At 42.6% G+C, this 15,121-nt stretch carries 7 protein-coding genes; all 7 read left to right on the plus strand.

What is annotated here, in order from left to right; genetic code table 11:
* Positions 1-81 precede the first annotated feature (81 nt).
* The 7 genes from pepN to F9Y84_RS05625 all read left to right on the plus strand — a co-directional run bounded on the left by pepN (position 82) and on the right by F9Y84_RS05625 (position 15,069).
* On the plus strand, positions 82-2,667 hold the full coding sequence (pepN, locus tag F9Y84_RS05595; protein WP_147390426.1) for an aminopeptidase N: 2,586 nt from the start codon (positions 82-84) through the stop codon (positions 2,665-2,667).
* The gene (locus tag F9Y84_RS05600) at positions 2,668-2,889 is read left to right on the plus strand and encodes a DUF2835 domain-containing protein (RefSeq protein ID WP_125252722.1); all 222 of its coding nucleotides are present in this window, start codon (positions 2,668-2,670) and stop codon (positions 2,887-2,889) included. It begins immediately after the preceding gene.
* A gap of 249 nt (positions 2,890-3,138) precedes the next feature.
* A complete protein-coding gene (locus F9Y84_RS05605) occupies positions 3,139-5,238 on the plus strand; it encodes a DUF1302 domain-containing protein (RefSeq protein ID WP_128731331.1) in 2,100 nt (699 codons plus the stop codon).
* An 11-nt stretch (positions 5,239-5,249) separates the two neighbouring features.
* Positions 5,250-6,617: a DUF1329 domain-containing protein gene (locus F9Y84_RS05610; RefSeq protein WP_125252724.1), complete on the plus strand. Its 1,368-nt coding sequence runs from the start codon at positions 5,250-5,252 to the stop codon at positions 6,615-6,617.
* A gap of 76 nt (positions 6,618-6,693) precedes the next feature.
* Positions 6,694-7,698: a WD40/YVTN/BNR-like repeat-containing protein gene (locus tag F9Y84_RS05615; RefSeq protein ID WP_244297335.1), complete on the plus strand. Its 1,005-nt coding sequence runs from the start codon at positions 6,694-6,696 to the stop codon at positions 7,696-7,698.
* Entirely contained in the window at positions 7,698-10,019 is a 2,322-nt protein-coding gene (locus F9Y84_RS05620; protein WP_147390425.1) for an efflux RND transporter permease subunit, read from the plus strand. Before F9Y84_RS05615 ends, F9Y84_RS05620 begins: the two co-directional genes overlap by 1 nt.
* 211 nt (positions 10,020-10,230) lie before the next feature.
* On the plus strand, positions 10,231-15,069 hold the full coding sequence (locus tag F9Y84_RS05625) for an NAD-glutamate dehydrogenase (protein WP_147390424.1): 4,839 nt from the start codon (positions 10,231-10,233) through the stop codon (positions 15,067-15,069).
* Positions 15,070-15,121 lie beyond the last annotated feature (52 nt).

Consider the following 15,121-nt stretch of genomic DNA (forward strand, 5'->3'; position numbering starts at 1 on the left):
GCCTACAATGATTGAAGATGGGCGTAAATGAATTTATTTAATCACACGCCCCAATTTGGGGCGTTTTTGTAAGGAATATCTATGACTCAAAAACCACAAGCTAAATATCGTAAGGACTATATTGCACCTAGCCATCAAGTCGATGAGTTGTCTTTGACCTTTGAGTTAAGTCCACGAAATACCATAGTGACTGCTGTTAGTAAATTTCGTGCAGCTGCTGGCGCATCACAGCTAGTATTGGATGGGGTTGATTTAGAACTGCAATCCTGTCAAGTAAACGGTAAAGAGTGGCACACTCGTGAGCAAACAGAGGCTAAGCTTATATTGAATGAGCTGCCAGCTGAATTTGAACTCACCATTGTGACTCACATATCTCCGCAGACTAATACTTCTCTTGAAGGGTTATATTTATCTGATGGTGCTTACTGCACACAATGTGAAGCTGAGGGCTTTCGTAAGATCACCTACTTTATGGACAGACCCGACGTACTTACCACTTACACTGTGACTATTATCGCAGAAACTAAGTATCCATTTTTGTTGTCGAATGGCAATAAAGTGGAAGAGGGCACGCTTGAAGATGGCAGACATTTTGCCAAGTGGCATGACCCATATAAAAAACCCAGCTATCTATTTGCTTTGGTTGCAGGCAGCTTTGATGTTTTAGAAGATACTTATCAAACCAAGTCTGGGCGGGAAGTTAAATTAGCGCTATTTGTAGATAAGGGTAATTTACACAAAGCACCACATGCTATGACTTCATTGAAAAAAGCAATGGCATGGGATGAGCTGCGTTTTGGGTTAGAATATGACCTAGATATTTATATGATAGTGGCAGTAGATTTCTTCAACATGGGGGCAATGGAAAACAAAGGCCTCAATGTTTTCAATAGTGCTTGTGTACTTGCAAGCCAAGAAACTGCAACAGACCAAGATTTTCACACTATTGAATCAATTGTTGGCCATGAGTACTTCCATAACTGGACTGGTAATCGCATTACCTGCCGAGACTGGTTTCAGTTGAGCTTAAAAGAGGGGCTTACTGTATTTAGAGATCAAGAATTTAGTAGCGATCTGGGGTCTCGAGGGTTAAATCGGATAGACGCGGTAATGGCGATGAGAACTCATCAATTTGCTGAAGACTCTGGCCCAATGGCCCATCCAATCAGGCCTGAAAAAGTAATAGAAATGAATAATTTCTATACAGTGACTGTATACAATAAAGGGGCCGAGGTGATCCGCATGATGCATACTTTGCTCGGTGAAGAGAACTTCCAAAAAGGGATGCAGCTTTACATTACCCGACATGATGGTCAAGCCGTGACCTGTGATGATTTTGTCAATGCTATGATGGATGCCTCTGGCGTTAATTTAACGCAGTTCAAGCTGTGGTATGAACAACATGGAACGCCTAGACTAAATGTAGTGACAGAATACGATAGTGCTGCACAGCGCTATACAATGACAGTTACACAGCAGCATGCAGATAGCGATCCGATAAAAGCGCCGTTACATATTCCATTCAAATTGGAATTGCTTGATGAGCAAGGGCTGAGCATCCCGTTATTGACGCAAAAGGGTGAAATTCAAAGAGCACTCGATATTACTGAGTTTGAACAACGCTTTGAATTTGAGCAAGTGGCAACAAAACCTGTACCTGTACTACTAGAAGATTTCTCTGCACCGGTAATTATGGAATACAATTATTCCACTGATGAATTGCTACATATTTTGCGTTTTGCACGAAGCGACTATGCTCGCTGGGAAGCGATGCAGCAGATATTTATGATCGCCGTCAAAGCTGCGATTGATTCTGGTGATTATAGCTTAGACAGTAAGGTACTCGGTGCCTTATCTTCATTGGTTAAGCACCTAAAAGGAGATCTTGCACTGCTTGCAGAATTATTAAGTTTACCTACTTTTGATACGCTTGCGAGTCAGTTTAAGACAATTCCAGTAGACGCGTTAGTGAATGTATCTAAGGCATTTGAGTCACAGATTGCTCAGGCACTACAGCAAGACTTGGAACTCGCTTATACTTCATCAACCGAGTCAGGTTCTTTAGATGCGCAGGATGTGGCCGTTCGGGCATTTAAAAATAAAGCCTTATACTACTTAGTTAGAACTGATTCGACACTCGTTGAAGATGCGCTGAGGACACAATTTGCGTCAGATAATATGACCACTAAACTTGCATCTCTCAAAGCTGTGGTATCAGCTGAGCACGAGAAGATGGAAGCCTTATTCAGCGAGTTTGACAGTCAGTGGCGTCACGACGCGTTGGTAATGGATAAATGGCTGGCACTACACGCAAGCTTGCCAAATGATGAAGTGATAACGAAAATAAATACACTTTATGACCACCCATGTTTTGAAAAAGGCAATCCAAATCGAGTACGAGCACTCATTGGTAGCTTCACCCGCAGTAACCCGGCTCAATTTCATCGAATTGACGGCAAAGGTTACGAGCTACTTGGCGACCTTCTAATCGAGCTAAATGGCATCAACCCACAAAATGCTTCCCGCATGATCACGCCGTTTATGTCTTGGCGACGCTATGATGAGACGCGTCAGAAGCTGATGAGAACACAGCTGGAGCGTTTGGCGAGCCTAGAAGGGCTAAGTGATGATTTATATGAAAAAGTAGAAAAGGCGTTGGCGCAGTAAATGAAAGAGTACTTCTTTTACATGGAATTGAGTTATGACAAGTGCCTTGGTTATTACCATGGACATTATACTTCAGTACAAGTGATCGAAGATGGCGGGAAGACGATACGCTTTCCCGCTGAGCGTATTCGTCCATTTATTTCATCGATTGGGATCAGAGGCAGATTCCGCTTAATTTTGGATGATAGCAACAAGTTTCTGTCGTTAGAAAAAGTTACTTAGTATCAGCCAAACTGAAAAACATATTTTATTTTTGTTAAATGAGTTTGTTATAAGCTTGAAATACGTGTTATAAATTATCTGGTAGGACGTCTTACCAAGAGTAAAATGCGCCCCTAGAGGCGAAAAAGCGTTGATTTAATGGCGTAGTATTTGTATTTTCTTGCTTTCGCTTCTATCGTTTAGACAACAAAAAACAATAACTCTAAGAGCTTAAGCTCTAGACAAGACCCGCCAAAAGGGGGAGAAATAATGATAAAAAGATCGCTCTTTGTGAAAAACAAAATCATGCTCGGTCTTAGTGCGGCAATCATGGGAGCTGCCGCGACATCAGTACAAGCTGCTAGTTTTGAAGTTGGTGAGTTCGATATCACTTTCGACTCAACGTTCTCTTATGGTCAAAGTATTCGTGTAGAAGACCGTAATTTTGACTTCATCGGTAAGAGTAATCATCCTCAGTTTAATTGGGATGGTTATAAAGCAACGACTGGCAATACGATCTACTCTTCGTCTCAAATATGGTCGCAACAGGGCGCCTATTCAAATAATGGTGATGCTGGTAATCTGAATTTTGATTCAGGCGATACCTTCTCACAATTATTGAAAGGGACGCACGATCTCGCAATAACCAAAGACAACTTTGGTTTATTTACACGCTTTATGTACTTCTATGATTTTGCGATGGAAGACGGAGACTTTGCATATGCCAACCCGGTGTCTGGTAAGAAAGTAGACCCGTGTGAAGATGATAATACAAGAGAACAAGTTTGTTCAGACTTTCGTTTACTTGATGCCTTTATCTGGGCTGATTTTGATCTGAATGACGGTAAAAACCCACTATCGATACGTTTAGGCCAGCAGGTAGTAAACTGGGGTGAGAGTACGCTGATATCACATGGTATCAATGTTAACCCGGTTGATATCGATAGACTCAAAGCACCAGGTTCAGAAGTCAAAGAAGCTTTTATCCCTGTTGGTATGCTTTGGGCGTCAATTGGCTTATCTGAAAACGTAAACCTTGAAGGCTTCTATCAGTATCAATGGCACGAAACAAGACTACCAGCTACCGGCAGCTACTTCTCAACTAATGACTTTGCTTCTGAAAACGGCTACATGCAAAACGTTCAGCTTGGTTTTACCTCAAACCCTGATATTGATTTGTATCACTTGACCGATGCACTTAATAGCTTATACGCCGACGCAACAGCTTCACTTGTTGCACAAGGGGTTGTGCCAACTGCCGAAACAATAGGTCAGACAGCCGCTGCGATGTACATGGCATATCCAACGAGAGTAGCGCTTAAAGGAAAGGGTGCAAGTGGTATCAGCGAGCCTGATGATGGTGGTCAATATGGACTACGTTTAGGCATATTCTCGCCTGAGCTTAATGATACTGAATTTGCGCTATATTACATTAACTACCATAGCCGTAGACCGCTTATTTCAGGTAAGGCATCTAACTTTACTGGTGCCGCGCTAGCTGCTGATCTGGATTACATTAGAAATAATCCTATTACAGAAGACAACATCACAAATCTAAATGCGTTCACGCAAGCAAAGATCACATACCCTGAAGACATCAAACTTTATGGTTTGAGCTTTAATACGGCGCTTGGTGAAACTGCGCTATCTGGTGAAATTGCGTACCGAGAAGATGAGCCTCTCCAAATTGATGATGTTGAGTTATTGTATGCAGGTATGGTTGAACAACTTGCAGCTGCAGGGATAAGAGAAGACTTTGAAGGTTTCTCACAGTTAAGCCAAGGTGATGATATTGCCTTCGTAAACCCTGGAGAAATTGCGCAAGGTTATATATTACGAGACACCATCCAAGCACAGTTGACAGCAACACATCTATTTGGCCCATCTTTGGGGGCTGACAGCTGGGCTGTTGTCGGTGAAGTCGGTGCCGTAACAATCAAAGATATGCCAGAGTATGATGAACTTCGTTTGAACGTGGCCGGTACTGGTCGAAGCGGAGTAATTGAAGGTGTATCGGGTCGAGAGTATGGATTAATACATCAGGCGGTTTCTAATGGACCTGAAACAAATCCATTCCCATCTGCATCAGCATGGGGCTATCGACTGATTGCTAAAGGGGAATACAACAACTTATTTAGTGGCGTTAACTTCTCACCAAAGGTTGTGTTTTCGCATGATGTGAACGGTATAACACCAGATCCAATGTTCTTATTTGTTGAAGATCGTAAATCACTTGGGATTAACCTAAACTTTAACTACCTGAACACTTGGTCATTTGATTTTGGCTACAACACCTTCTGGGGTGGTGGTAAAACAAATACCTTCGCAGATCGTGACTTTGTCTCATTCAATATTAAGTATTCAATTTAAGGGCTTTCGTTATGTTTAGAAAACCTACATTTATCGCAGCAACAATAATTACAATGATGTCTGCAAGTAGTGCAATGGCTAAAATGAGCCCAGATGAAGTTGCACGTTTAGGAAAAGATTTAACACCAATCGGTGCTGAGAAGGCAGGTAATGCTGATGGTAGCATTCCAGCGTGGAATGGTGGTATTACTGCGCCACCAGCAGGTTATGAGGTGGGAATGCACCACCCAGATCCATTTGCCGATGACAAGGTGCTATTTACAATCGACAAATCGAACCTCGATAAATACAAATCGTTATTGAGTCCAGGTCAGATTGCTCTATTTGAAACGTACCCAGATACGTTCAAAATGAATATCTACCCGACGAGACGAAGCGCGTCTTATCCTCAGTTTGTTTACGATGCAACGAAAAAGTATGCGACAACAGCTGAACTAATTGAAGGGGGTAACGGGATAAAGAATACCGCTGTTGGTATCCCATTTCCTGTTCCTAAAAACGGCTTAGAAGCAATTTGGAACCACCTATTGCGCTTCCGTGGTTTGTCTATTGCCCGTTATGGTGGTCAGGCAATGCCAACAGAGTCTGGCGATTACAATATTATTGGTTTCGATGAACAGTTATTGGTGAAGTATTCAGCGACGGATGCAACACCTGAAGCGTTGCAAGAGTCAAATATTCTATTTAAGTTCAAGCAGCGTGTAACCGAACCTGCGCGTCTAGCTGGTACGGCTTTATTGGTGCATGAAACCATGGACCAAATTTTGACTCCTCGTCAGGCCTGGACATACAACACCGGCCAGCGTCGTGTTAGACGCGCGCCAAACGTTGCCTATGACGCACCTGGAACAGCGTCAGACAGCTTACGTACAACAGATGATTTTGACATGTTTAACGGCTCACCAAATCGCTATGATTGGAAGCTAGTAGGCAAAAAAGAAATGTATATTCCGTATAACAGTTACAAGCTACATAGCGATAAATTGAAGTACGAAGACATTCTGATGGCAGGTCATATTAACCCAGAACATGTTCGTTATGAAAAGCATCGCGTGTGGGTAGTTGAAGCTAACCTAAAAGAAGGCACTCGTCATATTTACAAAAAACGCGTGTTTTATATTGATGAGGATAGCTGGCAAATCCACGTAGCTGATATATACGATAATCGTGATCAGATGTATCGAGTAGCGATGGCACATGGTCTGAACTATTATGAAGTGCCTACACACTGGAGTACGTTAGATGTTTATTACGATCTGAACTCTCGTCGTTATCTTGCGATTGGTTTAGATAATGAAGAAGACATGTATGACTTCAGTCAATCTTTCAATGATAACGAATTTACTCAGGGTGCTTTGCGCCGTGAGGGTCGTCGTTAATTAGTGAAACATCAGGCTGGAGCTATCTCGCTTCAGCCTTCTTCCTCCTTTCCTCTCACAACTCGAGTGTTTTCTCATGATTAAGAAAGTAGTAGCAGCCTCGATATTAACTATGGCGCATTTAGCTGTGGCCGAAAGCAGCGATCAGATTGCTCCGCAGTCAGCCTTAATGGTCGCACACCCAGAACAGACACTATTTACAGATATTACCGACACAGGTAAAGCATTAGTCGCAGTGGGTAAACATGGCACAATTATATATAAAAAGGCAGAGCAAAAATGGACACAGGCATCAGTGCCAGTTCAATCCTTACTAACTGCAGTGACATTTAAAGGTAATGATATAGGTTGGGCCTGTGGCCATGATGCCAGTATTTTAAAAACCACAGACGGCGGCAAAACGTGGACAGTGAAGCAGTATTTGCCACAGCTCGAAAAGCCTTGTCTAGACATTGAATTTGTTAACCAGCAGCACGGTTTTGCAGTAGGTGCTTATGGGATGTTTTTTGAAACGTTTGATGGTGGAGAGTCTTGGAATAAGCGGTTTATTAGCGAGTTTGTTCATCCCGATGATGTTGAATACCTAAATGACTTAAAAGAACAAGATCCGGCTGGTTATGAACAAGAAACTGCATTTATTCTACCGCACTTTAATCGCTTACTTATCACGGACGATAACATGTACCTTGCAGGAGAAATGGGCTTGGTTGCTCAAAGTGAAGATCTGGGCAAAACATGGCAAAAGTTTGACTCATTTTATCGAGGTTCTTTTTTTTCTATCAACGAAACCAAAGATAATCACTTCGTCGTAGCGGGGCTTCGTGGCAACGCGTTTATCGGTAGTGGGCAGCAAGTTCAACAATTAAAAACAGATAAAACTGCCACAGTTAACAATATTATTGTCGATGATTCAACGACTTACATGCTCGCCAACAGCGGTGTCATTTTTAGTATTAAAAATGGTGAAGTTACTTCAAAGCAATTAAAAAATGGCCACTCAATTTTATCTGGCGTGCTTAAAAACAAGAGCTTAGTCCTTGCGACTGAACAGGGGATTGCTGAAATAGAGGTGGGTAACTAATGCAAGCATTTTTAAATCAGTTAGTTTATGTCATCTTTAGGCATCGCATTACCGTTGTCACATTTTTTATTTTGACCACGTTATTTTTGGGGTATAAGGCAACCCAAATTCAGTTAGATGCGTCATTTAATAAAAATATTCCATTGAATCATGACTATATGAAAGTCTACCTAGAGCACGAGAAGCAATTTGGTGGTGCAAATAGTATTCTGATTTCGGTGTGTGATAGAGACGGCGATATTTTTAATGAACCGTTTTTTACCCAGCTAAAAGCGGTTCATGACCAACTCTACTTTATTCCTGGGGTAAACCGCCCGTTAGTAAATTCTATCTTTGCACCCAGCGCGCGCTTTGTTGAAGTTGTTGAAGATGGCTTTGCAGGCGGACCTATCATTCCTGCCAATTTTCAACCAACTGAAAAAGGGCTTAGCGTTGTAAAGCAAAATATTGAAAAAGCTAAGGTGGTTGGCCGCATGGTAGCCAGCGACTATTCATGTGCCATGGTCACAGCACAGTTAATGGAAATTGATCCACAAACACAAGAAAAGCTAGATACGTTGGCATTTGCACAAAAACTAGAGTCAGAAATCAGAGCACCACTGAGAACTGATAAAGTTAGCATTCACATTATTGGCTTTGCGAAAATGGCCGGTGATATTGCCGATGGCGCAAAAGGTGTAGTGTTATTTTTTGCACTTGCCATCGCATTTACGTTCATCATGGTTTGGATGTTTTGTAAAAGCTTTAAGCTAACTTTATTGCCGATAGCGTGTTCATTTATCGCGGTTATTTGGCAGATGGGTTTATTAAGCACACTAGGCTTTGGTGTTGACCCCATGTCTATTTTGGTACCGTTTTTGGTATTTGCAATCGGTGTGAGCCATGGCGTGCAAATGATCAATGCAATCGGCAAAAAGGTGGCTGAAGGCGTATCAAGCAAAGTTGCGGCAGAAGCAAGCTTTAAAGCGTTGTTGATCCCAGGTGGTATTGCGCTGTTATCAGATACGGTGGGCTTTTTAACCTTACTTGCGATAGATATAGGTATTATTCGTGAGCTAGCCATTACAGCAAGCTTAGGTGTAGCAGTTATTATCTTTACTAACTTAGTATTACTGCCAGTTATGGCGTCTTTTTTCGAATCAGCGAATATCAAACGAATTGGAGACGGTAAGAGTACGAGTCACGATGTGTTCGAGTCAATACGAGAGACTCTTGTTAAGACAACAGACAAAAAAGTAGCACGTGTGATTTTACTCATCAGTGCATTACTGTTTGCGTTTGGATATTGGCAATCCGATAAAATGCGTATTGGAGATTTGCATGCTGGCGCACCAGCCTTACACGAAGATGCCAGATATAATCAAGATACCTTCTTAATATCAGACCGCTATGCAATTTCGTCAGACATCCTTAAAGTGATAGTCGAAGCATTTCCCGCAGCATGTACTGATCACGATACGATGGCACGTATTAGCCGTTTTCAATGGCGCATCGAAAACCTCCCTAGTGTGCAATCAGCGGTCTCTTTGAGCTCTGTAGCTCAAGCTGTGAATGCAGGGTACAACGAGGGTAATTTGAAGTGGCAGGCACTACCAAGAAATAGTGCTTCCTTAGTACAGGCCACTTCTCGAGTTGAGACTAGCTCAGGGCTTTTAAACGGCGATTGCTCAGTGATGCCTATAATTATTTTTATGGAAGACCACAAGGCCGAGTCGATAGATCACGTTATTACTCAGATCAAAGCTTTTGCTCAAGAAGAGGGCACGGATGATGTTGCGTTTAGATTAGCATCAGGCCCCATCGGGGTGATGGCCGCGACGAACGAGTCGGTGTCACAAGCACAGGTACCTATGATGATCTATGTTTATGGTGCTGTGATCTTACTGTGTTTGGTAAGCTTTAGAAGCGTGCGAGCGACCATCGCGGTTGTGCTGCCACTGTACATTGTATCGACACTTGCGCAAGCGCTGATGGTGCAATTAGAGATAGGACTAACGGTGTCAACGCTACCTGTGATTGCTCTTGGTGTTGGAATAGGTGTCGATTACGGCATTTATATCCTATCCTCTATGATGGGACAGCTTAAGCAAGGTATGCCGTTGTCAGCGGCTTATCGTAATGCGTTAGCCGAGCGCGGTAGTGCTGTACTGTTTACGGGTATAACACTTGCTATCGGAGTAAGTACATGGATCTTCTCTGCGCTTAAGTTCCAGGTTGATATGGGTATCTTATTAACCTTTATGTTCTTGGTTAATATGCTGGGTGCTGTGTTGCTTTTACCGGCAATTGGAACGCTTCTCTGGTCTGACCAGAAAAAATAATGTGAATAATTGTGCTCCTTTTTATTTGGTATTGGCGATTTATATCTATTTTTTGTGAATAGTTGAGCAAACAGCTGAAAAGCTTGAAATGTTTTCGTCAAAAAGGCTGTTTATTAGCGTAAGAAAGGTTAGAATTTACCTGACTCCACGCTAATAAATGGCTGTACAAATAATCTACCGTTCAAAGGTGGTATAGATTAAGGAACACATAATGACACAAAATGAAGGCACGGCTTCTGTTATCCTAGATAACGTATGCAAGCTAATCCACAAAAAAGTCCATGCTGACAAAGTGTCACTTGTCGAAACGTTTGCCAAAACCTTGTACAGCAATATGTCTAAAGAGGATTTGGCACATCGTAACGACAGTGACTTATACGGCGCAGCATTGAGCCTTTGGAACGCCCTAGATAAAAATAAGTCTGACGAAGCCGTCATTCGCGTTTTTAATCCTGAGGTGGCAAAAGATGGATGGCAATCTTCGCATACTATTGTTGAGATAATTGCTAAAGATATGCCGTTTTTAGTTGATTCAGTGCGTATGGCAATGAATCGCAAAAATATTGTCTCTCACCTATTACTTCACGCTCCACTTAAGATACAAAGAAACGACGATGGTGCAATCACTGCGCTTTCTAACTTAAAAGCAGAGCAAGAATCAACCTCTACTAAAACCGTATTTTTCATTGAAATTGATAGACAGACAGATAATTCAGCTATCGCTGAATTTAAAGCTGAGCTTGAATCTGTTTTAAATGATGTGTCTGTTGCGGTTGCTGATTGGAAGCCCATTCGTGACAAACTGGTGAGTGTCAGCCAAGAGCTGCCAACTCGTCATTATAGTTGTTCAAAAGAAGAAGTTGCAGAAGCTGTTGAGTTTTTGGACTGGCTGGTGAGCGATAATTTTACCTTCATGGGCTATCGTCAGTATGACCTTACACCAGTTCAAGGTGACTACGAGTTAAAACCAGTCGAAGGCACAAGTCTTGGTTTGATGAAAAACTCGGGAGATGATCATAGCCGCTTACTTTCAGAGTTACCTGAGGTAGCTAGAAAAGAAGCTCGCAGTAGTAACTTGTTAATCTTAACAAAAACTAACTCGCTGTCGCGTGTACACCGTCCTGCGTACATAGATTATGTTGGTATCAAGCGATTTGATACCAAAGGCAACGTGATTGGTGAAGACCGCTTTATCGGGTTATTCTCTTCGAGCTTCTACAACAATAGTGCAGCCGACGTTCCGGTACTTAAGAGTAAGATTAACCGTATCATGGAGCAGTGTGACTTTGCTAAAGGCACACATGCTTACAAAGCGGTGTTAAATATTCTAGAAACCTATCCGCGTGATGAGTTGGTGCAAGCGCGCGAAAGTGAGCTACTAGAAGTGGCCATGGGCGTGCTACAAACACAAGAACGCGACATGTGCCGATTGTTTGTGCGTAAAGATGTATACGGTCGTTTCTTCTCTTGTATGGTCTATGTACCAAGAGAGCGTTACAACACTGCATTAAGACGTGAAACACAGCAACTACTGGCGCGTGCATTTAAGTCGAGTGAAAAAGTAGAATTCACTACTTTCTTCTCAGAATCAACGTTAGCGCGTACACATTACATTGTACGTGTTGATGACAACAATATAGATTATAACGTGAAAGAAATTGAAAATAACTTGGTTGAAGCCGCTCGTACTTGGGAAGACAAGCTACAAGGTGCATTGCTTGAAAGAGCGGGTGAGTCTCGTGGTAATGAGTTAAACCGTAAATACACCAATGCGTTCCAGTCTGCTTATAAAGACCAAGTATTACCAAGTGCTGCGGTAGTAGATATCGAGAAACTTGAACAGCTCAACGAAGACAATAAACTGGAGATGCTGTTCTATAGACCTCAAGAAGAAGCGACTTCTCAATTAGTACGTTTAAGTTTATTCCATAAAGCTGAGCCAATTCACTTGTCAGACGTAATGCCAATGCTTGAAAACTTTGGTCTGCGCGTTATTGGTGAAACACCTTATGCAGTGAAGACCACTGATGGTCAAGTAAACTGGATCATGGACTTCTCTATGCTTATCGACAGCAAGGGGATCACCGACTTTGACAAAGTATCAGCACGTTTCCGTGCTGCATTGACGAATGTTTGGAATAATCGTCTTGAGAACGATGGCTTCAACCGCTTAGTTTTGTTAGGTGGCTTAACTGGACGCGAAGCGTCTATTTTACGAGCGTACGCGAAATACATGCGTCAAATTGGCGTGACTTTCTCGCAATCCTACATTGAAAACACGTTCGACCGCTACCCGCACATTGCGGCGATGATCGTTGATCTGTTCGTCAAGAAGTTCTCTCCGAAGAAAACGGCATCAGAAAAAACACTGACTAAAGTCATTGATGCTATTTACCAGGAACTAGAGAACGTTGCTAATCTTGATGATGACCGTATTATTCGTCTATATGTCGACATGATTAATGCAACGCTACGTACTAACTTCTATCAAAAAGAAGCTGATGGTACGAATAAGTCATACACGTCATTTAAGATCCAGCCAAGTGCAGTGCCAGATATGCCATTGCCACTACCAGCGTTTGAAATCTTCGTTTATTCACCACGTGTAGAGGGTGTACACCTGCGTGGCGGAAAAGTAGCTCGTGGTGGCCTACGTTGGTCAGACCGTCGCGAAGATTTCCGCACAGAGGTACTTGGTTTAGTTAAAGCGCAGCAGGTTAAAAATACGGTTATCGTGCCTGTGGGATCTAAAGGTGGTTTTGTTTGCAAACAACTGCCAACAGAGCGTGAAGCTTTCTTCAAAGAAGGCCAAGAGTGTTACAAGATCTTTATCCGTGGTCTACTCGACATCACAGATAACATCGTACATGGTGACATCGTTCCGCCAATCGATGTTGTTCGTCATGATGAAGACGATCCATACCTAGTTGTTGCAGCAGATAAGGGGACAGCTACCTTCTCTGATATCGCAAACGGTATCGCAGAGTCTTACAACTTCTGGTTGGGAGATGCGTTTGCTTCTGGTGGTTCGATCGGTTATGACCATAAGAAGATGGGCATTACTGCAAAAGGTGCGTGGGAATCGGTTAAGCGTCATTTCCGTGAGATGGACATTGATTGTCAAACAACTGACTTTACAGCGGTTGGTATTGGTGACATGGGTGGTGACGTATTTGGTAATGGGATGCTGCTTTCTAAGCACATTCGTTTGCAAGCTGCGTTTAACCACATGCACATCTTTATCGATCCAAACCCAGATGCAGCAAGCTCATATGTAGAGCGTGAACGTCTATTTAATCTGCCACGCTCAAGCTGGGAAGATTATAATAAGGATCTGATTTCTGAAGGCGGTGGTATCTTCTCTCGTGCAGCCAAAGCAATTACGCTAAGCGCTGAAATGAAGAAGATGATAGGCACCAAAAAATCTAGCATGACACCAAACGAGTTGATCAAAGCATTGTTGAAGATGCCAGTTGATTTACTGTGGAATGGTGGTATCGGTACTTACATCAAGTCTAAATCTGAAACTGACGCTGAAGTTGGGGATCGTGCAAACGATGCACTGCGTATCAACGGCGGTGAACTTGGTGCGAAGATATTTGGTGAAGGCGGTAACTTAGGTGCTACTCAGTTAGGACGTATAGAGTTTGCTTCAAACGGTGGGCGTATCAACACTGACTTTATCGACAATGTTGGTGGCGTAGCGTGCTCGGATAATGAAGTTAATATTAAGATCCTACTGAATGGCTTAGTCGCTGAAGGCGATTTGACGAAGAAACAGCGAGATGAATTACTTTACTCGATGACTGATGAAGTATCAGAGTTGGTATTAAAAGACTGTTACCGTCAGACGCATACACTTTCGATCACGAAGTCTAAAGGTCCAGCTACGCTAAAAGAGAAAGTACGCTTTATCCATGCACTTGAAAAAGATGGCAAGCTAAATCGTGCAATCGAATTCTTACCAACAGATGAAGAGCTAGCAGAGCGCGCAGCGGCAGGTAAAGACCTAACTCGTCCAGAGCTTTCAGTGTTAGTCTCTTACTCCAAGATGGTACTAAAAGAAACGTTAGTGGTTGATGAGATCTCAGAAAACCCATATTACCGTCAGCTTTTAGTTAACTCGTTCCCGTTACCACTACGTGAGCGTTTTAATGCTGCAATGGATAACCACCCGCTACGTAAAGAGATCATTGCAACTAAACTTGCGAACAATATCGTTAATGACATGGGTCTTAACTTTATGGTTCGTATGCACGAAGAAACAGGAGCAACAGATGCAGAGATTGCGATTTGTTACTCTATTGCAAGCGCTATCTTTGAAATGAAAGAAACGTGGTCAGCTATTTCTTCACTGGATAATAAGATCCCGGCAGCAGTCCAAACGGAAATGTTGTATCAATTACGTCGTACGGTTCGTCGTGCAACGCGTTGGTTCTTACGTCATCGTGATAAGTCTCAAACAATCGAGCAAACTATCGCGTTCTTTGCTCCTACATTCAAAGATTTAAGTGCAAACTTACACAACTACATGGTTGCAAACGAAAGCGAGCAAATTGTAGATAAAGCGCGCGACCTTGAATCTCAAGGTGTACCAGCTGAGATTGCACTGCGCATCGTATCGCTTTCAAGCTTGTTCTCGGTAATGGACTTAGCAGAAGTAGCTCATAGTGCGGGTCGTAAGATTGGCGTTGTGTCAAACACTTACTTCACACTGGGTGCAAACATGGGTCTACATTGGTTCCTTGACCAAATTACAGCGCAGCCTGTGGCAAACCACTGGCAAGCACTTGCTCGTGCATCTTATCGTGAAGAACTTGATTGGCAGCAACGCTCACTATCTGAGGTAGTGCTAAATAGCTTTGCCGGTGATGATAGTGACATCAATGAACAGATTGAGCAGTGGATGGATAAACAAGCTGGTTTATTACACCGTTGGCAGCAAATGCTAACTGAGTTTAAGACGTCGCAAAGCCATGACTTTGCTAAGTTCTCGGTTGCACTGCGTGAGCTAATGTTATTAAGCCACAACTGTGATACTTCCAAATAATCTAGAAATCGCTACAATACCCCAGCTTTGACTGGGGTATTTTTTTGTCTAA

The organism is Pseudoalteromonas peptidolytica, assembly GCF_012641745.1.
GTDB lineage: Bacteria > Pseudomonadota > Gammaproteobacteria > Enterobacterales > Alteromonadaceae > Pseudoalteromonas > Pseudoalteromonas peptidolytica.

Bases quoted from the DNA above. Each gene is read 5' to 3' on its own strand.
- pepN (WP_147390426.1), top strand. From the start codon at position 82: ATGACTCAAAAACCACAAGCTAAATATCGTAAGGACTATATTGCACCT.
- F9Y84_RS05600 (WP_125252722.1), top strand. From the start codon at position 2,668: ATGAAAGAGTACTTCTTTTACATGGAATTGAGTTATGACAAGTGCCTT.
- F9Y84_RS05605 (WP_128731331.1), top strand. From the start codon at position 3,139: ATGATAAAAAGATCGCTCTTTGTGAAAAACAAAATCATGCTCGGTCTT.
- F9Y84_RS05610 (WP_125252724.1), top strand. From the start codon at position 5,250: ATGTTTAGAAAACCTACATTTATCGCAGCAACAATAATTACAATGATG.
- F9Y84_RS05615 (WP_244297335.1), top strand. From the start codon at position 6,694: ATGATTAAGAAAGTAGTAGCAGCCTCGATATTAACTATGGCGCATTTA.
- F9Y84_RS05620 (WP_147390425.1), top strand. From the start codon at position 7,698: ATGCAAGCATTTTTAAATCAGTTAGTTTATGTCATCTTTAGGCATCGC.
- F9Y84_RS05625 (WP_147390424.1), top strand. From the start codon at position 10,231: ATGACACAAAATGAAGGCACGGCTTCTGTTATCCTAGATAACGTATGC.